Origin of the sequence: Pseudoalteromonas sp. MMG022, from assembly GCF_021654245.1 — a bacterium.
GTDB lineage: Bacteria > Pseudomonadota > Gammaproteobacteria > Enterobacterales > Alteromonadaceae > Pseudoalteromonas > Pseudoalteromonas amylolytica.
Genome location: NZ_JAKFZQ010000001.1, coordinates 178,834 through 197,790, shown reverse-complemented (window position 1 = coordinate 197,790; position 18,957 = coordinate 178,834). Strand labels below are relative to the sequence as shown.

The following is an 18,957-nucleotide window of genomic DNA, read 5'->3' as shown; positions in this document are numbered from 1 at the left end:
AGGAAAGTGGAATCAAATGACTGATCTCGCCAATGAAATCCTCCCAGTCAATATCGAAGATGAACTCAAAAACTCGTATTTAGATTATGCGATGAGTGTTATCGTTGGCCGTGCATTACCCGACGTTCGTGATGGTTTAAAACCAGTACACCGCCGCGTATTGTTCGCCATGAACGAATTAAAAAATGACTGGAATAAGCCTTATAAGAAGTCGGCGCGTGTTGTCGGTGACGTAATCGGTAAATATCACCCACATGGTGACAGTGCAGTTTACGATACCATAGTACGTATGGCACAACCCTTTTCTTTACGTTACATGCTGGTAGATGGTCAGGGTAACTTCGGCTCCGTTGACGGTGACTCTGCGGCGGCAATGCGTTATACCGAAGTTCGTATGGCGAAAATGTCACATGAGCTACTGGCCGATCTTGAGAAAGAAACGGTAGACTACGTACCAAACTACGATGGCACAGAGCAAATTCCTGACGTACTTCCAACCAAAGTTCCAAACCTATTAGTAAACGGTTCGTCGGGTATTGCGGTTGGTATGGCTACCAACATTCCACCTCATAATTTAACCGAGGTAGTCAATGGCTGTCTGGCGTTGATTCAAAACCCAGATTTGAGCATTGAAGAGCTAATCGAATATATCCCAGGCCCAGATTTCCCGACAGCGGCGATTATCAATGGTAAAAAAGGCATTGAGCAAGCTTACAAAACGGGTCGTGGTAAGATCTATATTCGCGCCCGAGCGGAAATCGAAGTAGACGAGAAAACGGGTCGCGAGACCATCATTGTTCACGAGATCCCTTATCAAGTGAATAAAGCTCGCTTGATTGAAAAGATTGCAGAGCTTGTAAAAGAGAAAAAAGTCGAAGGTATCAGTGCATTACGCGATGAGTCAGACAAAGACGGTATGCGTATTGTGATTGAAATTAAGCGCGGTGAAGTTGGGGAAGTGATCCTTAACAACCTATATGCTCAAACACAGCTACAAACTGTGTTTGGTATGAACATGGTTGCGCTTGATAACAATCAGCCTAAGTGCTTCAACCTAAAAGAAATGCTTGAAGCCTTCATTGTTCACCGTCGTGAAGTGGTTACACGTCGTACCGTGTTCGATCTACGCAAGGCACGTGATAGAGCGCATACCCTAGAAGGTTTAGCGATTGCGCTTGCAAACATAGACCCTATCATTGAACTGATCCGCAAATCTCCAAGCCCAGCTGAAGCGAAACAAGCTTTGATTGCACGTCCTTGGGAGCTAGGCACGGTTAAAACTATGCTTGAAAAAGCAGGTGAAGACAATGTGGCTCGCCCAGACTGGTTAGATGCAGAGCTTGGAATTCGCGACGGCCAATATCATTTGTCAGAGCAGCAAGCGCAAGCAATCCTTGATTTAAGACTACATAAGCTAACGGGTCTTGAGCACGAGAAGATCCTTGCTGAATATCAAGAGCTATTAGACCTTATCGCAGAGCTACTTTACATTCTTTCTTCGCCAGAGCGTTTGATGGAAGTTATCCGTGATGAGCTTGTGATCATCAAAGAAACCTACGGTGATGAGCGTCGCACTGAGATCAGTGCAGCAGCACACGATATCAGCCTTGAAGACTTGATCAACGAAGAAGATGTGGTTGTTACCTTATCTCATGAGGGGTATGTGAAGTATCAGCCGCTAAGCGATTATGAGGCGCAGCGTCGAGGTGGTAAAGGTAAAGCAGCGACGCGAATGAAAGACGAAGACTTCATAGAGCGATTGTTGGTTGCTAATACGCACGATACGATTCTGTGTTTCTCTACGGCTGGTCGTATGTATTGGCTGAAGGTTTATCAGCTACCGTTAGCATCACGTGCAGCACGTGGTAAGCCAATCGTTAACTTGTTGCCACTTGAAGCGGATGAACGCATTACTACTATCTTGCCTGTACGTGAGTACGAAGAAGATAAATACGTATTAATGGCAACTGCGAACGGTACAGTTAAGAAAACACCTTTGACAGCTTACAGCCGTCAACGCGCCAGCGGTATTATTGCAATTAATCTAAATGAAGGTGATTGCTTAATAGGTGCTGATATTACAGATGGAAGTAATGACATCATGTTATTTACTGACCACGGTAAAGTCGTGCGCTTTAACGAAAAGTTACGCGACTCAGAAACGGGCGAAGTGAAAATAGACCCAGAAACTGGGGAAGAAATGTTAGCTTTACGTCCGATGGGCCGTACAGCTACGGGTGTACGCGGTATTAAGATGCCTGATGACGTGAAGGTGGTTTCACTGATTGTCCCTAAAACAGACGGTGCCATTCTCACGGTAACAGAGAATGGATACGGTAAACGTACACCATTGGAAGACTATCCAGCTAAGAGCCGTGCGACACAAGGTGTTGTCTCAATAAAAGTTAGCGAACGCAATGGCGCTGTTGTTGGCGCTGTTCAAGTTGATGACAGTAACGAAATAATGCTGATCTCTAACCGTGGTACATTAGTGCGTACCCGAGTCAGTGAAGTTTCAACGGTAGGTCGTAACACGCAAGGTGTTATTTTGATCAGAACTATTGACGACGAGCAAGTAGTTGGTTTACAACGTATCGAGGAAATAGCAGTTGAAGAGCTTCCCGACGGTGAAGGTACTGAGCTACCAGATACTGAGGGCACACCAGTGAGTACAGATGACTCACCGAGTGAATAAAGTTAACTAAAGCGGCTTCGGCCGCTTTTTTTATTGATGAATTTTATGTTGTTTAGGAATGAGGAAAATGACGGTATATAACTTTTGTGCGGGTCCTGCGATGTTACCACCAGAGGTAATGAAAAAAGCACAACAAGAGTTTTTAGATTGGCAGAATCTGGGTGTGTCGGTCATGGAAATAAGTCATCGCTCTGCACCATTTTTGGCAATGGTAGAAGAGTGTGAAGCAAGCCTTCGTCGTTTGATGAATATCTCAGATGAGTTTGAAGTATTGTTTATGCATGGTGGTGGAAGAGGGCAATTTGCAGCGGTGCCGCTTAATTTGCATCTTGACGGGTTGCCTGGCATCTACGTAGAAAATGGTATTTGGTCAAGTGGCGCAAGCCAAGAAGGTGCTAAGTTTACTGCTGTAGAGAGTATAAATATTCGTACAGATAAGGACGGGGTATTTGATATTCAACCTGTCGCACAATGGCATTTACCAGAAAAAGCAGCTTATATTCACTATTGCCCTAACGAAACAATTGATGGTATTGAGATTTTTGACGTACCAAAGCATGATAGTGCACCTATTGTGGCGGATATGTCATCGGTCATTTTGTCTCGTGAAATTAACGTGGACGACTTTGATATTATCTATGCTGGAGCGCAGAAAAACATCGGCCCTTCAGGTTTGTGTATCGTCATTGTGAGAAAGACTTTATTAGCGCGTGAAGGTTTGCCTCGCCCATCAATTCTTGATTATACCATTGAAGCTAAACAAGGCAGTATGTATAACACACCACCAACGTTTGCTTGGTATCTGGCCGCTGAAGTTTTCAAGCATCTTGAGGCGATGGGTGGCGTATCAGCAATGGAAGCGCATAACAAGAAAAAAGCGGCTATTTTGTACGATTATATCGACAGCTCTGAGTTCTATAGCAATAAGGTTGCCAAACATTGTCGCTCTTTGATGAATGTGCCATTTTGGCTAAAAAGTGATAGCTTGAATGAGCTGTTCTTGGCACAGGCGGAACAAGCTGGGCTGGTTGCTCTAGAAGGGCACCGCTTAGTGGGCGGGATGCGAGCAAGCATATATAATGCAATGCCAGTCGAAGGTGTACAAGCGTTGGTTGAGTTTATGGATAAATTTGCCAAGGAGCATAGTTAATGGAACAGTTAACACTTAAACCTATTTCCAAAGTGTCAGGTAGCGTTACTTTGCCTGGCTCTAAAAGTTTATCTAACCGTATTTTACTACTTGCTGCACTTGCAGAGGGAACTACCGAGGTACATAACCTGCTAGATAGTGACGATATCCGCCACATGATAGGTGCGCTTGAGCAAATGGGAGTTGATGTCACATTAAATCAGGATAAAACGGTAGCGACCGTAAAAGGGTGTGCAGGTAAGCTGCAAACGCCGCAACAGCCTTTGTTTTTAGGTAACGCTGGCACTGCATACCGACCTCTAACAGCTGTACTTGCAGCAACACAAGGTGTGTATGAACTCATTGGTGAACCTCGCATGGAAGAGCGTCCAATTGGTCACTTAGTTGACGCGATGCAAGCGTTGGGCGCAGATGTTCAGTACCTAAAAAATCCAGACTACCCGCCACTGCGTATTAATGGCGAAAGCCTAAGTGGTGGTGAAGTGGAAATAGACGGTAGTATATCCAGTCAGTTTTTAACTGCTTTGCTGATGGCTTCACCATTGTTTGCCGGTGATACCTGTATTCGCATAAAAGGCGAACTGGTTTCCAAACCCTATATCGATATAACGATTGGCGTAATGGCGCACTTTGGTGTGGACGTGATCAATGATAATTATCAAACGTTCAGCGTAAAGGGCGGCCAAACGTACCAATCGCCTAAGCGTATTATGGTTGAGGGAGATGCGTCGTCAGCGTCTTATTTCATAGCAGCAGCGGCGATTGCTGGCGGTGAAGTTGAAATCAATGGTGTAGGCAAGCAAAGCGTACAAGGTGATATCGATTTTGCCAAAGTTATGGAGCAAGTAGGTGCTAAGATTGACTGGCATGACGAAAAACTAGTTGTACGTAAAGGTGCATTAAGAGGCGTAGATATTGACGCGAACGCTATCCCCGACGCGGCGATGACGTTAGCAACCGTTGCGCTTTTTGCTGACGGACCTACAGCAATTAGAAATATCTATAACTGGCGTGTGAAAGAAACCGACCGTTTAGCAGCAATGGCGACTGAGCTTAGAAAAATTGGCGCAGAGGTTGTTGAAGGGCATGACTTTATCGAGATCACGCCACCTAGCACAATCCATCTAACTGATATCGATACTTACAATGATCACCGTATAGCGATGTGCTTTTCGATGGTAGCGGTAGGTGGACATGAAGTGATAATCAACGACCCAGGTTGTACTGCGAAGACCTTTCCTACCTACTTTGACGTGCTCGCGTCTATCAGCGTTTAATCGCCGATTTATTTTGTTTAGAGCTGTTTCTAAAACAGCTCTAAACATCATGTTTTAGTGCCTATCTAACAAAAAGTTACATGTAACTAAGGATAAATTCATTTAACTTGCGTATAATACTCGCGATTTATTTCAGGTGAGCATTTCAGGAGGTTTAAATGCCGGCATCTATGCCAGTTATCACCGTAGACGGCCCAAGTGGATCAGGCAAAGGAACCGTTTGTCGCTTGTTAGCCGAAAAGCTAAATTGGGATGTTTTGGACAGCGGCGCTATATACCGTGTATTGTCCCTCGCTGCACTTCACCATCAAATCGCTTTGGACAATGAAGAAGCTTTGGTGCCACTTGCAGCCAATTTAGACGTACAGTTTCTCATCGATCCGACTACTAAGAAGAGTAAAGTCATCTTAGAGGGAGAGGATGTGAGTAGCACAATTCGTGACGAAAAAGTAGGTTCTGCAGCATCGAAAGTAGCAGCGTTACCGCGCGTTCGTGAAGCTCTGTTGCGCCGCCAGCGTGCATTTAGAAGTGAACAAGGTTTAATCGCTGATGGTAGAGACATGGGCACCGTCGTATTTCCTGATGCGGAAATAAAATTGTATCTCACTGCCAGTGCAGAAGAACGTGCTAACAGACGATACTTAGAGTTGAATGCTAAAGGGCTAGATGTTACACTAAGTGGTCTGCTCCAGGATATTATGGCCCGTGATGATCGCGATATGAATCGCGAAGTGGCGCCGCTTGTTCCAGCAGATGATGCAATCGTGATTGATACGACCGAACTGGATGCGCAACAAGTATTTGCAAATGTAATGGCAATACTTAATGACGCAGTGGTTTCAGGTAAGCTCGAAAAATCGCGCTTAGCCTAATATTTTTAATGCGCTGGCAGGACGCCGGTGTTTTTTTAACTACCCCATGCAGCATGGTTGCTAATTGGAATATCAATTTATGAGACGTATTTAGTATGTCAGAAAATTTTGCGCAGTTATTTGAAGAAAGCCTAAAGGGTTTTGAAGCAGAGCAAGGCTCTATCGTTAAAGGTACTGTTATCTCAATCGAGAACAACATCGTTCTTGTTGATGCTGGTTTAAAATCAGAAAGTGCCATCCCTGCAGAGCAATTCAAAAATGCTGCTGGTGAACTAGAAGTTGCGGTTGGCGACGAAGTAGATGTAGCACTAGATGCAATCGAAGATGGCTTCGGTGAGACAATTCTTTCTCGTGAGAAAGCTAAGCGTCACGAAGCTTGGATCCGCCTTGAAAAAGCTTGCGAAGAGCAAGAAACCGTTATGGGTATCATCAACGGTAAAGTTAAAGGTGGTTTCACTGTTGAAGTTGATTCAATCCGTGCCTTCCTACCTGGTTCACTTGTTGATGTTCGTCCAGTACGTGACACAGCACACCTTGAAGGTAAAGAGCTTGAGTTTAAAGTTATCAAGCTTGACCAAAAGCGTAACAACGTAGTTGTTTCACGTCGTGCAGTTATCGAGTCTGAAAACTCACAAGAGCGTGAAGAACTTCTTGCTAACCTTGTTGAAGGTCAAGAAGTTAAAGGTATCGTTAAGAACCTTACAGATTACGGTGCGTTCGTTGACCTAGGTGGTGTTGATGGTCTACTACACATCACTGACATGGCGTGGAAGCGTGTTAAGCACCCTTCAGAAATCGTTAATGTTGGCGACGAAATCGCAGTTAAAGTACTTAAGTTCGACAAAGAGAAGACTCGTGTTTCTCTAGGTCTTAAGCAGCTTGGTGAAGATCCATGGGCAGCTATCGCTGGCCGTTACCCAGAAGGTGCTAAGCTTTCTGGTCGTGTAACTAACCTTACTGACTACGGTTGTTTCGTTGAAATCGAAGAAGGCGTTGAAGGTCTAGTACACGTTTCTGAAATGGATTGGACTAACAAGAACATCCACCCTTCAAAAGTTGTTAGCCTAGGCGACACTGTTGAAGTTATGGTTCTTGAAATCGACGAAGAACGTCGTCGTATTTCTCTAGGTCTTAAGCAATGTATCGCTAACCCTTGGCAAGAATTTGCTCGTCTTCAAAACAAAGGCGACCAAGTTACTGGTAAGATCAAGTCAATCACTGACTTTGGTATCTTCATCGGTCTTGACGGTGGTATCGACGGTCTTGTTCACCTTTCTGACATCTCTTGGAACACTCCAGGTGAAGAAGCTGTACGCGAGTACAAGAAAGGCGACGAAATCACAGCTATCGTTCTTCAAGTTGACCCAGAGCGTGAGCGTATCTCACTTGGCGTTAAGCAAATCGAAGCTGATCCTTTCAATAACTACCTAGACGCAAACAAAAAAGGTGCTATTGTTAAAGGTAAAGTGACTGAAGTTGACGCAAAAGGCGCAACTGTTGAGCTTATCGAAGGTGTTGAAGGTTACATCCGTGTAGCTGACATCGCTCAAGAGCGTATCGAAGATGCAACAACTGTTGTTTCTGCTGGCGACGAAATCGAAGCTAAATTTGTAGGTGTTGATCGTAAGAACCGTACTATCAGCCTATCAGTTAAAGCTATGTTCGAAGCTGAAGAGAAAGAAGTTCTTGAGAAGTTGAAGAAAGAAGAGCCTGCGTTCGAAAACGCAATGGCAGCGGCTTTCAAAAACGCTCAAAAAGACTAATACAGAGTCTTAACTGGAAGGGCACTTTAGCCCTTCCTTTTTATATCTAAGGAAACATTATGACAAAGTCAGAATTGATAGAACAACTAGCAGAGCAACATGCACATATTCCTGTAAAGGATGTAGAAAACTCAGTTAAAGAAATTCTTGAACAAATGGCAGGCTCATTATCAAGCTCTGATCGTATCGAGATCCGTGGTTTTGGTAGTTTCTCATTACATTATCGTTCACCTCGCACTGGCCGTAACCCAAAAACTGGCGAAACAGTTGAGTTGGATGGCAAATACGTTCCACACTTTAAACCAGGTAAAGAGTTGCGTGATCGTGTAAACGACAGCATTAAATAATACCGAACACATGGAGTAACACTTGATCAGGGTAGCTAAAAAAGGATTGGCGCTTGTTTTTATATTGTTGGCATTTGTAGTAGGGACTCAAAACCCTAACCTTGTCGACGTAAATTACATTATAGCCAGCAGTACTTTACCGTTATCAACCTTAATGAGTGTTTGCTTTATTGTCGGTGTATTCGTTGGGTGTGTGGTAAGCGTTTCGGTATTTTCGAAGTTGAAGTGGCAAAACTATCGGCTTAAGAAAAGTAATCGTCAAATGACACCTGATACTGAACGCTGACCATGACTGAGCTGTTGTTCTTATTGCTTCCTGTAGCTGCCGCGTATGGCTATGTTATGGGGAAAAACAGTGCTAAAAACCAAGCTCTTGAACTCAATCGCCAAATCACCTCACAATACAGTAAAGGTCTGAAATTTCTACTTGATCGAGAAGAAGATCAGGGCCTTGAACATCTAATCCAGCTTCTTGAAGTATCAGCAGATTCTGTTGAACACTATCTAACGCTTGCAACCTTGTTTCGTAAACGGGGTGAACTTGACCGAGCGATAAAAATTCACGAGTTATTGTTAAATCAGCCTAGTCTGAGCAGCAGCAATATGGCGTCGTGTCGTCTAGAGTTGGCTCAGGACTATGTGTTAGCAGGCTTGCTAGACAGTGCTGAAGAACACCTCGTTATTTTGGTTAAAGACAGCTATGTTGAAGCGCTGGATCCTATCATAAACCTTTATTCTCAGATGCGCGAATGGCACAAGGGAATAAGTATGTTTGAAGCCCATAGTGAGCTTTTCACAAAAGCTCAACATTGTGCGGCGGTCGCTAATTTTTATTGTGAGGCAGCGTTAGTTGACAACACTCCTAAGCTTATGGAAAAAGCATGTGCTTTAGATCATATGACTATCCGGCCTTATTATGAATTAGGGAAAGAGGCTTTCGAGAAGCAAGACCATGTTAAAGCGATTTATTATTGGCGCAAACTGGTAGTCAGTAAGACCAATACTGCACCTTTGTATATCAAAGAATTAGAACAAAGTTATATACAGCTAAATCTTAAAGACCAGTTTGATGAGTTAATCGAAGAATTGCTTTGTAAAGGTGGTGTGCTGATCAGAATTAAGCACTGCCAAGCGCTGCTCGAAAAGGGAAATCACCAGCAAGCGGTAGAGTTTTTAACCGATAGTTTAAAACGAGAACCTACTATACGCGGCTTTAGCTTTTTATTGCAATTACTGGGTAATAACAACGCGAAGATAAAGTCGGCTCTGATTGAAATAGACAAACTCGTAACATCTTACATTGCAACTAAGCCTGAATATCAGTGTAAGCAATGTGGTTTTAGTAGTCACAAACTTTATTGGTTATGTCCGTCGTGTAAGCACTGGGAAACAATTGGCCCGAGTAAAGGCTTAGACGGTTATTAATTGAAATGTAATAAAAGCTCAGGTCAACTGACAAACTTTTGGTATAATATCCGCAGCTATATCCTCTAATTTTCAAACTTCAGGTAAACGTAGGAATACTATGTCTCAAACAGATTCGAAAAAAGTACTTATTGCTTTAGATTATGACGACAAGCAAGCAGCATTAACGTTTGTTAAACAGCTTTCTCCATCTCTGTGTCGTTTGAAAGTAGGTAAAGAGATGTTTACTTACTTTGGTCCAGAATTTGTAAAAGAGCTGGTAGAGTTAGGGTTTGATGTGTTTTTGGACTTAAAATTTCACGATATCCCAAATACAGTAGCTAAGGCTGTTACCGCAGCTGCAGAATTAGGCGTTTGGATGGTGAATGTTCATGCAAGCGGCGGGTTAGAAATGATGCAAAAAGCCAAAGGAGCCCTAGCAAAGTATGGTGATAAAGCACCACTATTGATAGCCGTAACAGTGCTTACCAGCATGGACCAAGGCCAATTGCTACGTTTAGGTATTGAGAAAACACCGCAAGAGCAAGTGGTTTACTTAGCAAAATTGGCAAAAGAAGCGGGCCTTGATGGGGTAGTGTGTTCAGCACAAGAAGCGCAATTGTTAAAGTCTCAATTAGGCGAAGAGTTTAAGCTGGTAACACCAGGTATTCGCCCAGCAGGCAGTGATGCGGGAGATCAAAAACGTATCATGACCCCACAAAAAGCCGTTGAAGCTGGCAGTGATTACTTGGTAATTGGCCGCCCAATTACACAGGCAGATAATCCGCTTGAAACACTAAAAGAGATCAATAAATCAATTGGTTAGAGAATTTAAAAATTCAACAAGGGTTTTCGACAGGCTGCTCTGATCAGGTAGCCATCACTCTTTTCTAGCTGTGCAATAGCATATTCCTGTAGCTTTGTTAGGTAGTTCTAACAGCTAACTTTACATTGGTTTTAGCGTTAAAGTTTAATCAGGCGAATACGCAAAAATGGAAAGTGTCTCAACTTTCCATTGCTAAATATGATGTTTAGAATTTTAACATTTTTTTGACATGGCAAACTTGAGGTAAAACATTTTTTTGTTTTTGGAATTGGACTCTATCGCCTTCTCTTATAGTAGCTGCAATGTTAGTTACCTTTTCTAGTATATTTGGCTTATCATATGTCACCACACCATTCATAACACAACTAAATCTACGTCCATTTGAGTCTACAGCATTTACAGTTAAATGGTTTTCGCTTACGTTCATGGTAAAAGTGCCTGCTTGACTGTAGTTTAAAATAACATCAGCAGTTTCGACGATGACACCATTACCATAATTAACTTCTGATATCGTTACTTCAGCTGCTGAAGCTGTGTTTGCTGATACACCTAGCGCTAAAGCGGCGATGCCTAGAATTTTGTTTAATGCTTTCATTGTATATTATTCCTTATACACATATATTTTTGAGAAAAGCTCTTCAAACCAAGAGTGCTAAAAAGTTAACATATCAGTTATTAAAACAAAACATTTTGTTCCTTTTTTATTTACATTAAGCCTGTGAGTAAGTAGTTGATAAGCAATATATTGGGTAGACGGAGGTAAACTAGAAGCAAAGTATTGTGTATGGCTGATGGATCAAAGGGTGTTAATAAGCGTTGGGACGGTTTTATTTTATGCTAATAACTTGGTTAGTACAGTTTCCTCATGGCATGTTACAATAGAAAGCACCGAACGATAACACAATATCTTCACACTTAGGCTCAAACGGTACGGTCGCTACCTTATGTATAGTCTTTTGGAAATAATTTCTTTAGTGCTAATTTAATCACAGTACATCTTTTCTTTTATCATCAATGGGTTGTCTAGTTTTAAGCCGTCACGTGTGTTTGTGATATAAACTTTGGCTTAGACTTAAAACTATTGTTGTACCAGTATTAACCCTTTTGAATTCGTTTTAACCCCCTCTTAACCGATCAAAGTTTAAACTGCCCGCATTCAGTTTTAAAGAAGCGCATTATGTGCAACGAATCAAATAGTTGTCATTTCTTAGATTTCATTCGCATTAGCGAAATAGGGGTTAAATCAGCATGTTTTCACAGCAATCATTCAATGTTGACTTGGGTTTAGGGCGTTATTATGAAGTTTAAATTATTAAGTGTCATGATGAGTGTGACGGCGTTTGCTTGTGTGTTCATTTACAACAAAGCGCACTGTGTGACAGACAAGCCAGAAGCGACGCAGCAAATCGTACAGCAACCCGTACTTAAGCAAGCAAACTTACCGCAAGTTGGGGTTATTAATGTTAACGTCGATACTTATCGGGCGAGCGTAACAGGACTTGGTGAAGTAACACCGCGCTATAAGTTAAGCCTCACCAGTGACGTCAGTGGCAAAGTGGTTTCTTTGAGTGATAAATTCGCATCTGGGCAAATACTCAAAAAAGGCGACATATTAGCAAGGATTGAAGATAGCACTTATCAAATGCAACTGGCTCAAGCAAAGGCACAAGTAGCTCAGGCAGAGCTTGAATTAGCACAAGAGCAAAGGCAAGGGGAAGTCGCCTATCAAGAGTGGTTACTGGGCAAAGAAGGCGGCCAAAAAGCAACGCCACTTGTACTTAGAAAACCTCAGCTAGCCGCTGCAAAAGCAAATCTTGCTTATGCACAACAAGCCCTCAAAAAGGCACAAGTAGCGCTTGATAACACGATCATTACAGCACCTTTTGATGCGCTTGTTGTAGCGCGTGACATCCACCTTGGCAGCTATTTAAGCGCCAATACCCGCATTGGAGTGCTATACGATATCGAACAGGTAGAAATTTCAATCCCGCTATCAGAGCGTCAATGGCAAGAGCTAAACGTTAAAATTAATGGCGAGTTAGAAAAAGATCTTTGGCCCGTTGGCGTTGAATTGGCTAACAATAACTTAGCACAATGGCATGGTTATGTTTCACGCATCGAAAGTCACATTGATACTCATACGCGTCAACGTTCAGTTATCGTCGTTGTTGAACAACCCCTTGCGCACAACGAGCCGCTTTTTGCGGGCAGCTTTGTCAAAGTCACGTTGCAAGGTGTACAAGACGAACTCGTTAAGCTTCCAGCGTCTGCCATATCGCAATCAGGCGATGTTTGGTTTGTTGACGAACAAGGGCAACTGCATAAACAAAGTGCCAACACAGTATTTTCACAAGATTCATCGGTGTATGTAAAGCCACTGGCAACACAGCCGTTAAAAATCGTGAAAAGACCTTTAAGTCATTTTGTTGAAGGCATGATGGTCAAAGCCGTTGATGAGGCGCGCTTATGAGCAATTTAAATAAACAATCAGGCATCATCGCTTGGTTCGCACACAACTCGGTCGCCGCCAATTTGCTGTTTATTGCTGTGATCCTCGTTGGTCTTTTATCGGTTAACAACTTACGCAAAGAGGCGTTCCCGAGCCTTGAACCTGACACAGTATCTGTGTCTGTTGTTTATGACAGTGGCGAGCCAGTTCAGGCTGAGCAGGGCGTTGCCATTAAAATTGAAAATGCGCTGCAGTCGGTTGGGGGGATAAAAAATATCACCTCTACCTCAAATGCCAATGGTGCGCATGTCAGCATAGAAATGCAAAGTGGCTATGATATTGACACGCTTTACCAAGATGTTAAAGCGCAGGTTGACGCTATCAATAATTTGCCACAGCGAGCAGAACCTGCCGTAATTACCAAAGCTAAACGTCAGGATCACGTGTTATGGGTGCAACTATATGGTGATGCAGACAGGCAAAGCTTAAACGACTGGGCTATTAAGTTAAAAGCACAATTGCTTGCAAAAAGCGATATTAAAGACGTACAGATCAAAGCCAAGATGCAAGCTATGATATCTGTAGAAGTCCAAGAGCAAACGCTACAAGCCTACGGCCTAACGCTCAAGCAAGTTGCTGAGGCTATCAACAAAGAATCTTCATACGCGATTGGCACAAGCCTAAGACACGAAGATAAATCGGTTCGACTTAAGGTACTTGATCAAGCGTTTAAGGTGAGCGATTTTGAGTCAATCGTTATTAAGAGCTTTGTCTCAGGTGGTGCTATTGTATTAAAAGACATTGCAACCGTTACGCGCATTATTGAAGATGACAGTTTTGCTGTATCTCGCTACAACGGTAAAACCGCAGTAGCGCTAGAAATCGTTATGGATGACTTTGGTGATGTGGTCACTATGGTTGAGCAGGCAAAAGAGGTTGTCAGCGATTGGCAAAATTCGGCCATACTGCCTGAAAACATGCATATTGAAAGCTGGCTAGACAAAAGTACCCTGATCACCGAGCGCCTGTCTTTACTGATTAAAAATGCGCTTACGGGAATAGCACTGGTATTCATTGTACTAGCGCTTTTTTTGAACGTGAGAGTGGCGCTTTGGGTTGCTATGGGCCTGCCATTTGTGTTTTGCGGTACGCTATTCTTTATGACCGAAAGCTTCGCTGGCCTCACACTCAACGAAATGACCACATTTGGTTTTATTATGGCGTTGGGTATTGTGGTAGATGATGCGGTAGTCGTTGGTGAAAGCATCTATCACACCCGAGCGCAATACGGCGATAGCCATGACAATACCATTTTGGGCACACAAAATGTCGCTGCGGCCACCATCTTTGGCGTGTTAACCACAGTGGTAGCATTTGTTGCGTTGAGTAATGTCCAAGGTCGCTTAGGGCAGGTGTATGCGCAGTTTGGTACGGTTGTAGCGATTGCCTTACTGCTATCACTTGTTGAGTCAAAGCTGATACTCCCTTCACACCTGACGCATATTAATACGCGTAAACAAGCCCAATCACAAGGTTGGTGGGCAAAGATCAGTGCATGTGCAGATAATAGTCTTAACTATTTTAACGAGCACCTCTATCAAAAAGGCTTAGCTTATGCGTTAAATCACAAAGCGAAAGTAATCGTGGTATTTATCACGCTCATGATAGGTGTAATTTCATTACCATTTACTGGGCAAGTACGTGTGGCATTTTTCCCCGAAGTGCCGGGAGATACGGTCAGTGCGGATATCACTTTATATAATGACGCAAGTTTTGGTCAAACTCATAAAAACTTACTGATTTTAGAAGAGTTAGCGATTTATAGCGATAATATGCTGCGCAATAGATATGACCAAGGCAACGAAACCGAGCGCAGTTTTATCTCAAGCATACAAGTATTGGCTGAGAGTGATACGCAAGGCACTGTGACCATTGAACTGGACAAAAATAGTCCTTACAGCGCGTATGAATTTGCAGATATGTGGCGTCAGTCAGCAGGTACGCTTGAGGGGGTTAAAAAGACCAAAGTACTCGCTAAAAGAGGAATGATTGATAACTTCAAGGTGCTTTTAAAGTCATCCAATAGTGAAGCGCTAAAGAATGCGGGTAATGCGTTGTTAGAAGAGGTGAAAAGTCATCAAGGCGTCAGTGGTGTTGACCATAATCTAGACTTAGGAGAACCTCAGTATTACTTTGAACTAACCGACTATGGTAGAGCGCAGGGCCTTGATAGTGCAGAGCTATCCAAGCAAGTATTACAGAACTTTGGTGGCGATATCGTGCAGCGCTTCCAACGTGGTGAAGATGAGATCAAAGTGCGAGTGCGCTACCCAAAAGCACAAAGACAAACACTCGCTGATGTCCTCAAAGCTTATATCACAACACCCAGTGGCGTGCGGATGCCGCTCAGTGATGTTGCTAAGGTGACAAGTCAGTATCAAAGTGCCGAAATAAAGCGAACCAATGGACAAAGGTCGGTGTTCATCAGTGCGGTACTCGATAAATCCACCATCGCACCCCATGAATTGATCAAGCAACTGCGCGACACGTCATTAGTTCAGTTGGCATCACGCTACCCAGATGTGAACTTTGAGTTTGCAGGTGAGGCGCAACAGCAGCAAGAAACGGGCAGTTCGATGGTACATATGTTTGTTCTTGCACTGGTGGCGATATTTGCACTACTGGCGATTCCGTTGAAATCATACTTGCAGCCCTTGGTTATCATGAGTGCAATTCCATTTGGTGTGGTCGGCGCTATCTTAGGGCATTGGATCAACGGTCTGACTCTTAGCATACTGTCACTTAACGGTATCTTGGCGCTAAGTGGCGTGGTTGTAAACGACAGCCTACTGTTAGTGAATCGCTATAATCAGTTGAAAAAAGAGGGGGCGTTATCAATTAAGGAAGCTATCAGTGTGGCCGCACACTCTAGGCTTCGTGCCATATTGCTGACCTCAATCACGACTTTTGCAGGCCTATTACCACTTTTAAGTGAAACATCTTTGCAGGCGCAGTTTTTGATCCCCGCAGCAGCGGCATTGGGTTACGGTATTTTATTCGCATCATTAATTACATTATTTCTGACGCCAACTCTATTATTAATACTGGAACAAACGAAAAATGCACTTAGAAATCAAAAGCGAAGTGGCGTAGTTTTAAAAAAGCTAAAACATGTAACTTTGGAGAGCACAGGCCAAGCAAAAGGTATACACCATGAATAATACACAGCTAAGTGTTTTACTCGTTGAAGATGACAGAGATCTTGGCGCAGCGATTGTGGATTACTTCGCGTTAGAGCAGCTTTATTGCGATCATGCCAGCGACGGCGCACTGGCTATCAACTTAATTGAAAGGCATCACTATGATGTCATCATCTTGGATTTGAACCTGCCGCGCGTTAACGGCTTGGCAGTGTGCGAGCAAATACGCCATAAAGGGGTTGATACGCCGGTGCTTATGCTCACTGCAAGGGATACGTTAGAAGATAAGCTAGCGGGGTTTGAAAAAGGCGCAGATGATTACTTAATCAAACCATTTGCCATGGCAGAGCTAGTAGTAAGAACCCAAGTTTTGGCCAAACGTAAAAGTGGTCAGGCTAAGCGCTTAACGGTAGAAGACTTACATTTGGATGTAAAATGCCAGGAAGTACACAGAGGGGATGAACTACTCAGTTTGTCTCCTATTGCTACCAAGATACTGGAGTTTTTAATGCGTGAGAGTCCTAACGTAGTTTCACGACGAAGGCTGATAGAGGCGATATGGGCCGATGATCCCCCCGATAGCAATAGCCTCAAGGTGCATATGTTTTATATAAGAAAGCAAGTTGATGCGAATCATAAAGTTAAGCTTGTCCATACGGTTGCTGGAAAAGGCTTTGCCATAAAGAAAATGGGCGTTTGATGAAGATCAGGATCAGTTTACGAATTTACGTTTTGGTAGCCATGCTGCTCAGTGGAGTGAGCTGTATCGTGCTGTTGTCGACACTGAGTATGTACTATTTTTCGACAGGGATGGATGTGGCAATGCGGGGCATTATGTATTCACAGGCAAAACAGCTGAAGGTCAGTGGGCAAGAATCGCTTAGTGGCATTACAAAACCATGGAGTGAGGAGGCGCTGCTAAGTCAGCAATTTATTATCAAGCAGCGATGGGAGGATATGCCAAAGCCGATACGTGAACATATAAATGAGGCTGACATGGAACTTAACGAATTGAACAAACATATGGTTGGGGGAGGTTGGTTTTCACCGCCTGTTGAAGGGTATTTCGCAATCAAGGTGCAAAATAAAACTCAGACTCTTTATGTAGCCACCATATTTAGTTCTCAAGATAAAACTTTATTAGAACCCCCTAAAACTCCGCACTTTGTGATAATTATCGCCACAGCCATTGCTGCTATCACCGTGTTTGTGATTGTGCTGTTTTTAGTGCTAAGAAAAGTTACTCGACCGGTCGAGCGCTTAAAAAGCTGGGCAGGGCAATTAGATGAGTCAAAGTTAGAACAACCTGTGCCTGAGTTTAACTTTAGTGAGCTGAACACTCTAGCGAAGCTGATAGTTGAGAGTATGTGCACTGTAAAGCAAAGTGTTGAGCGAGAAAAACGCTTTTTGGCCTATGCCAGCCACGAATTGCGCACACCCATAGCCGTGTCACGAAGTAACGCAGAGTTATTGGAGAAAATGCTCACCAGCGACTTGCCCAAAGAAAAGCTGCTCGTTTGTGTAAATAGAATGCAACGTGCCACGCTCACTATGTCTTCACTAATGGACACATTGTTGTGGCTAAACCGTGATGCTATGAGAAAAGTGCCAACTACCGAGGTATCTTTGTCGCGGTTATTACAAGAACTTACAGCTGAGCTCAAATATTTGCTCAATGATAAGCCCGTTACCGTTGTGACTAAAACGGGTGAGGGAGTATTTTCCTTACCAGAGACGGTATGCAGGATAATATTGAGTAACATTATCAGAAATGCGTTTGTTCATACCAATGAAGGACAAGTTAATATTGTACAAAATGCTATGCAAGTGACGATAAGCAATGAAGATAAGGCACCGCAACTGAATAGCAATGAGCTAGGGTTTGGTCTTGGACTTGAGTTAACACAAAGACTGACCTCCCAGTATCAGTGGCACTACCAAAGTGAAGACAATGGTCATGGACGTACAGTGACTGTTATTTTTTGCAACCAAACGGTTTAAAACCTCAGCCTGTTAAGTTGCGTTTGAGTGATCACAGGAAAGTCTTGGCGCATCGCATAGGTGTTAAAAAGACTAGAAAAAATCGCGCTTTTTGACAGTTTATCTAGGGTCGTTAGAAATTGCTTTGCGGTGTGATTAGCTTGTTTACAGCATTGTTGATATTGCTTAATAAGTTGTGCAATTGATTTATATGGACCTGTTTGCTGCTTCAAAGCAAGCTCTGCCTCAATAAAAAACGCGGCACCGCTCCAATAGACTCTTTGCTGTGCACCAAGTTGCCACATGTCATTGGCCACTTCACTAAGTGGCCCCTTAATTGAGTAACTCTGTAGGCGGCCTCGTTTTAGCCCAGCTCTCAAGCGTTGCTTGAATTCACTATAATCAATAATTCCGTTGTCCAACATAATAATATTCTGTAAATAAGTAGCGAGCCCTTCACTGAGCCAAAAATACTCATAATCAAATAGCGGGTGATAAAGATGTGATAGCTCATGATAAAGAGTCCAATCTTTAATTAATGAAGACTCGCTTGCATAGCGATGAAAGTGAAGCTCAATACCGTCAAACCTGCCTCGTTTAACACTCGCCCAAGGAACCGGCTCAATGGCAAAATATCGGGGCTGTAGAAAGACTGGCAACACAGGTTGTTTTAACGGCCCAAGTGTTTTGAAGGTACTTTTGAGACCATTGTCTATCCAGCTTTGTACTTTTTTCTGATGGGACTCACTTAGGCTTGATAGGTTTGTGTATTGAACCTCAACAGCTTGCGTTGAATTTGCAAGCAACAAAGCCAAGCCAAGCAGAGATTTAGATAAAGTAGGTGTGCGCATATGCGATGATTCCTGTGTCGTTATGCAATAGTAGACCGTTAAAATAAAAAACCATTACATAAAAGGACATTAAGCAGATCCAGTTTTGTTCATAAGTTTGATAGATTTTGAGCATAGTGGCGCTTCTAGCTCACGATAATAAC

General features: G+C 43.1%; 15 protein-coding genes. 13 read left to right on the top strand and 2 right to left on the bottom strand.

Features of this window, described 5'->3' with window-relative positions:
- Window positions 1-16: 16 nt before the first annotated feature.
- The 9 genes from gyrA (at window position 17) to pyrF (ending at window position 10,334) form a co-directional block, all read left to right on the top strand.
- A complete protein-coding gene (gene gyrA / locus L1070_RS00715) occupies window positions 17-2,695 on the top strand; it encodes a DNA gyrase subunit A (protein WP_237124087.1) in 2,679 nt (892 codons plus the stop codon).
- 67 nt (window positions 2,696-2,762) lie between these two features.
- Window positions 2,763-3,845, top strand: coding sequence for a 3-phosphoserine/phosphohydroxythreonine transaminase (serC, locus tag L1070_RS00710; protein ID WP_237124086.1), 1,083 nt, complete (start codon window positions 2,763-2,765; stop codon window positions 3,843-3,845).
- The gene (aroA, locus tag L1070_RS00705; protein WP_237124085.1) at window positions 3,845-5,122 is read left to right on the top strand and encodes a 3-phosphoshikimate 1-carboxyvinyltransferase; all 1,278 of its coding nucleotides are present in this window, start codon (window positions 3,845-3,847) and stop codon (window positions 5,120-5,122) included. Before serC ends, aroA begins: the two co-directional genes overlap by 1 nt.
- A gap of 158 nt (window positions 5,123-5,280) precedes the next feature.
- Window positions 5,281-5,994 (top strand): (d)CMP kinase, encoded by a 714-nt coding sequence (gene cmk / locus L1070_RS00700; protein WP_070985412.1) that lies wholly within the window; start codon window positions 5,281-5,283, stop codon window positions 5,992-5,994.
- A gap of 95 nt (window positions 5,995-6,089) precedes the next feature.
- The gene (gene rpsA / locus L1070_RS00695; RefSeq protein WP_070985413.1) at window positions 6,090-7,757 is read left to right on the top strand and encodes a 30S ribosomal protein S1; all 1,668 of its coding nucleotides are present in this window, start codon (window positions 6,090-6,092) and stop codon (window positions 7,755-7,757) included.
- A 59-nt stretch (window positions 7,758-7,816) separates the two neighbouring features.
- Window positions 7,817-8,104 (top strand): integration host factor subunit beta, encoded by a 288-nt coding sequence (gene ihfB / locus L1070_RS00690; protein WP_070985414.1) that lies wholly within the window; start codon window positions 7,817-7,819, stop codon window positions 8,102-8,104.
- Between the two features lie 22 nt (window positions 8,105-8,126).
- Window positions 8,127-8,390 (top strand): LapA family protein, encoded by a 264-nt coding sequence (locus L1070_RS00685; protein ID WP_070985415.1) that lies wholly within the window; start codon window positions 8,127-8,129, stop codon window positions 8,388-8,390.
- Window positions 8,391-8,392: 2 nt separating this feature from the next.
- Window positions 8,393-9,529, top strand: a complete 1,137-nt coding sequence (locus L1070_RS00680) for a lipopolysaccharide assembly protein LapB (RefSeq protein ID WP_070985416.1) — start codon at window positions 8,393-8,395, stop codon at window positions 9,527-9,529.
- A gap of 100 nt (window positions 9,530-9,629) precedes the next feature.
- Window positions 9,630-10,334, top strand: coding sequence for an orotidine-5'-phosphate decarboxylase (gene pyrF, locus L1070_RS00675; RefSeq protein ID WP_237124084.1), 705 nt, complete (start codon window positions 9,630-9,632; stop codon window positions 10,332-10,334).
- A gap of 205 nt (window positions 10,335-10,539) precedes the next feature.
- Here the strand turns inward: pyrF and L1070_RS00670 are convergent, their stop codons facing one another.
- Window positions 10,540-10,929, bottom strand: a complete 390-nt coding sequence (locus tag L1070_RS00670) for a hypothetical protein (protein WP_237124083.1) — start codon at window positions 10,927-10,929, stop codon at window positions 10,540-10,542.
- 702 nt (window positions 10,930-11,631) lie between these two features.
- On the opposite strand from L1070_RS00670, the gene L1070_RS00665 reads away from it, so the two are divergent.
- The 4 genes from L1070_RS00665 to L1070_RS00650 are packed head-to-tail and all read left to right on the top strand — an operon-like array spanning window position 11,632 to window position 17,984.
- Window positions 11,632-12,804, top strand: a complete 1,173-nt coding sequence (locus L1070_RS00665; RefSeq protein ID WP_237124081.1) for an efflux RND transporter periplasmic adaptor subunit — start codon at window positions 11,632-11,634, stop codon at window positions 12,802-12,804.
- Window positions 12,801-16,004 (top strand): efflux RND transporter permease subunit, encoded by a 3,204-nt coding sequence (locus tag L1070_RS00660; protein WP_237124080.1) that lies wholly within the window; start codon window positions 12,801-12,803, stop codon window positions 16,002-16,004. The genes L1070_RS00665 and L1070_RS00660 overlap by 4 nt, the downstream gene beginning before the upstream one ends.
- On the top strand, window positions 15,997-16,683 hold the full coding sequence (locus L1070_RS00655; protein ID WP_237124079.1) for a response regulator transcription factor: 687 nt from the start codon (window positions 15,997-15,999) through the stop codon (window positions 16,681-16,683). The genes L1070_RS00660 and L1070_RS00655 overlap by 8 nt, the downstream gene beginning before the upstream one ends.
- On the top strand, window positions 16,683-17,984 hold the full coding sequence (locus L1070_RS00650; RefSeq protein WP_237124078.1) for a HAMP domain-containing sensor histidine kinase: 1,302 nt from the start codon (window positions 16,683-16,685) through the stop codon (window positions 17,982-17,984). The genes L1070_RS00655 and L1070_RS00650 overlap by 1 nt, the downstream gene beginning before the upstream one ends.
- On the opposite strand, the gene L1070_RS00645 is transcribed toward L1070_RS00650, so the two are convergent.
- Complete coding sequence (locus L1070_RS00645; RefSeq protein WP_237124077.1) at window positions 17,981-18,814, bottom strand: hypothetical protein; 834 nt, start codon at window positions 18,812-18,814, stop codon at window positions 17,981-17,983. The genes L1070_RS00650 and L1070_RS00645 overlap by 4 nt on opposite strands.
- Between the last annotated feature and the right edge of the window lie 143 nt (window positions 18,815-18,957).

Excerpts from the sequence above, each read along its gene's own strand:
- gyrA (WP_237124087.1), top strand. The coding sequence starts at position 17 with ATGACTGATCTCGCCAATGAAATCCTCCCAGTCAATATCGAAGATGAA.
- serC (WP_237124086.1), top strand. The coding sequence starts at position 2,763 with ATGACGGTATATAACTTTTGTGCGGGTCCTGCGATGTTACCACCAGAG.
- aroA (WP_237124085.1), top strand. The coding sequence starts at position 3,845 with ATGGAACAGTTAACACTTAAACCTATTTCCAAAGTGTCAGGTAGCGTT.
- cmk (WP_070985412.1), top strand. The coding sequence starts at position 5,281 with ATGCCGGCATCTATGCCAGTTATCACCGTAGACGGCCCAAGTGGATCA.
- rpsA (WP_070985413.1), top strand. The coding sequence starts at position 6,090 with ATGTCAGAAAATTTTGCGCAGTTATTTGAAGAAAGCCTAAAGGGTTTT.
- ihfB (WP_070985414.1), top strand. The coding sequence starts at position 7,817 with ATGACAAAGTCAGAATTGATAGAACAACTAGCAGAGCAACATGCACAT.
- L1070_RS00680 (WP_070985416.1), top strand. The coding sequence starts at position 8,393 with ATGACTGAGCTGTTGTTCTTATTGCTTCCTGTAGCTGCCGCGTATGGC.
- pyrF (WP_237124084.1), top strand. The coding sequence starts at position 9,630 with ATGTCTCAAACAGATTCGAAAAAAGTACTTATTGCTTTAGATTATGAC.
- L1070_RS00670 (WP_237124083.1), bottom strand. The coding sequence starts at position 10,929 with ATGAAAGCATTAAACAAAATTCTAGGCATCGCCGCTTTAGCGCTAGGT.
- L1070_RS00665 (WP_237124081.1), top strand. The coding sequence starts at position 11,632 with ATGAAGTTTAAATTATTAAGTGTCATGATGAGTGTGACGGCGTTTGCT.
- L1070_RS00660 (WP_237124080.1), top strand. The coding sequence starts at position 12,801 with ATGAGCAATTTAAATAAACAATCAGGCATCATCGCTTGGTTCGCACAC.
- L1070_RS00655 (WP_237124079.1), top strand. The coding sequence starts at position 15,997 with ATGAATAATACACAGCTAAGTGTTTTACTCGTTGAAGATGACAGAGAT.
- L1070_RS00650 (WP_237124078.1), top strand. The coding sequence starts at position 16,683 with ATGAAGATCAGGATCAGTTTACGAATTTACGTTTTGGTAGCCATGCTG.
- L1070_RS00645 (WP_237124077.1), bottom strand. The coding sequence starts at position 18,814 with ATGCGCACACCTACTTTATCTAAATCTCTGCTTGGCTTGGCTTTGTTG.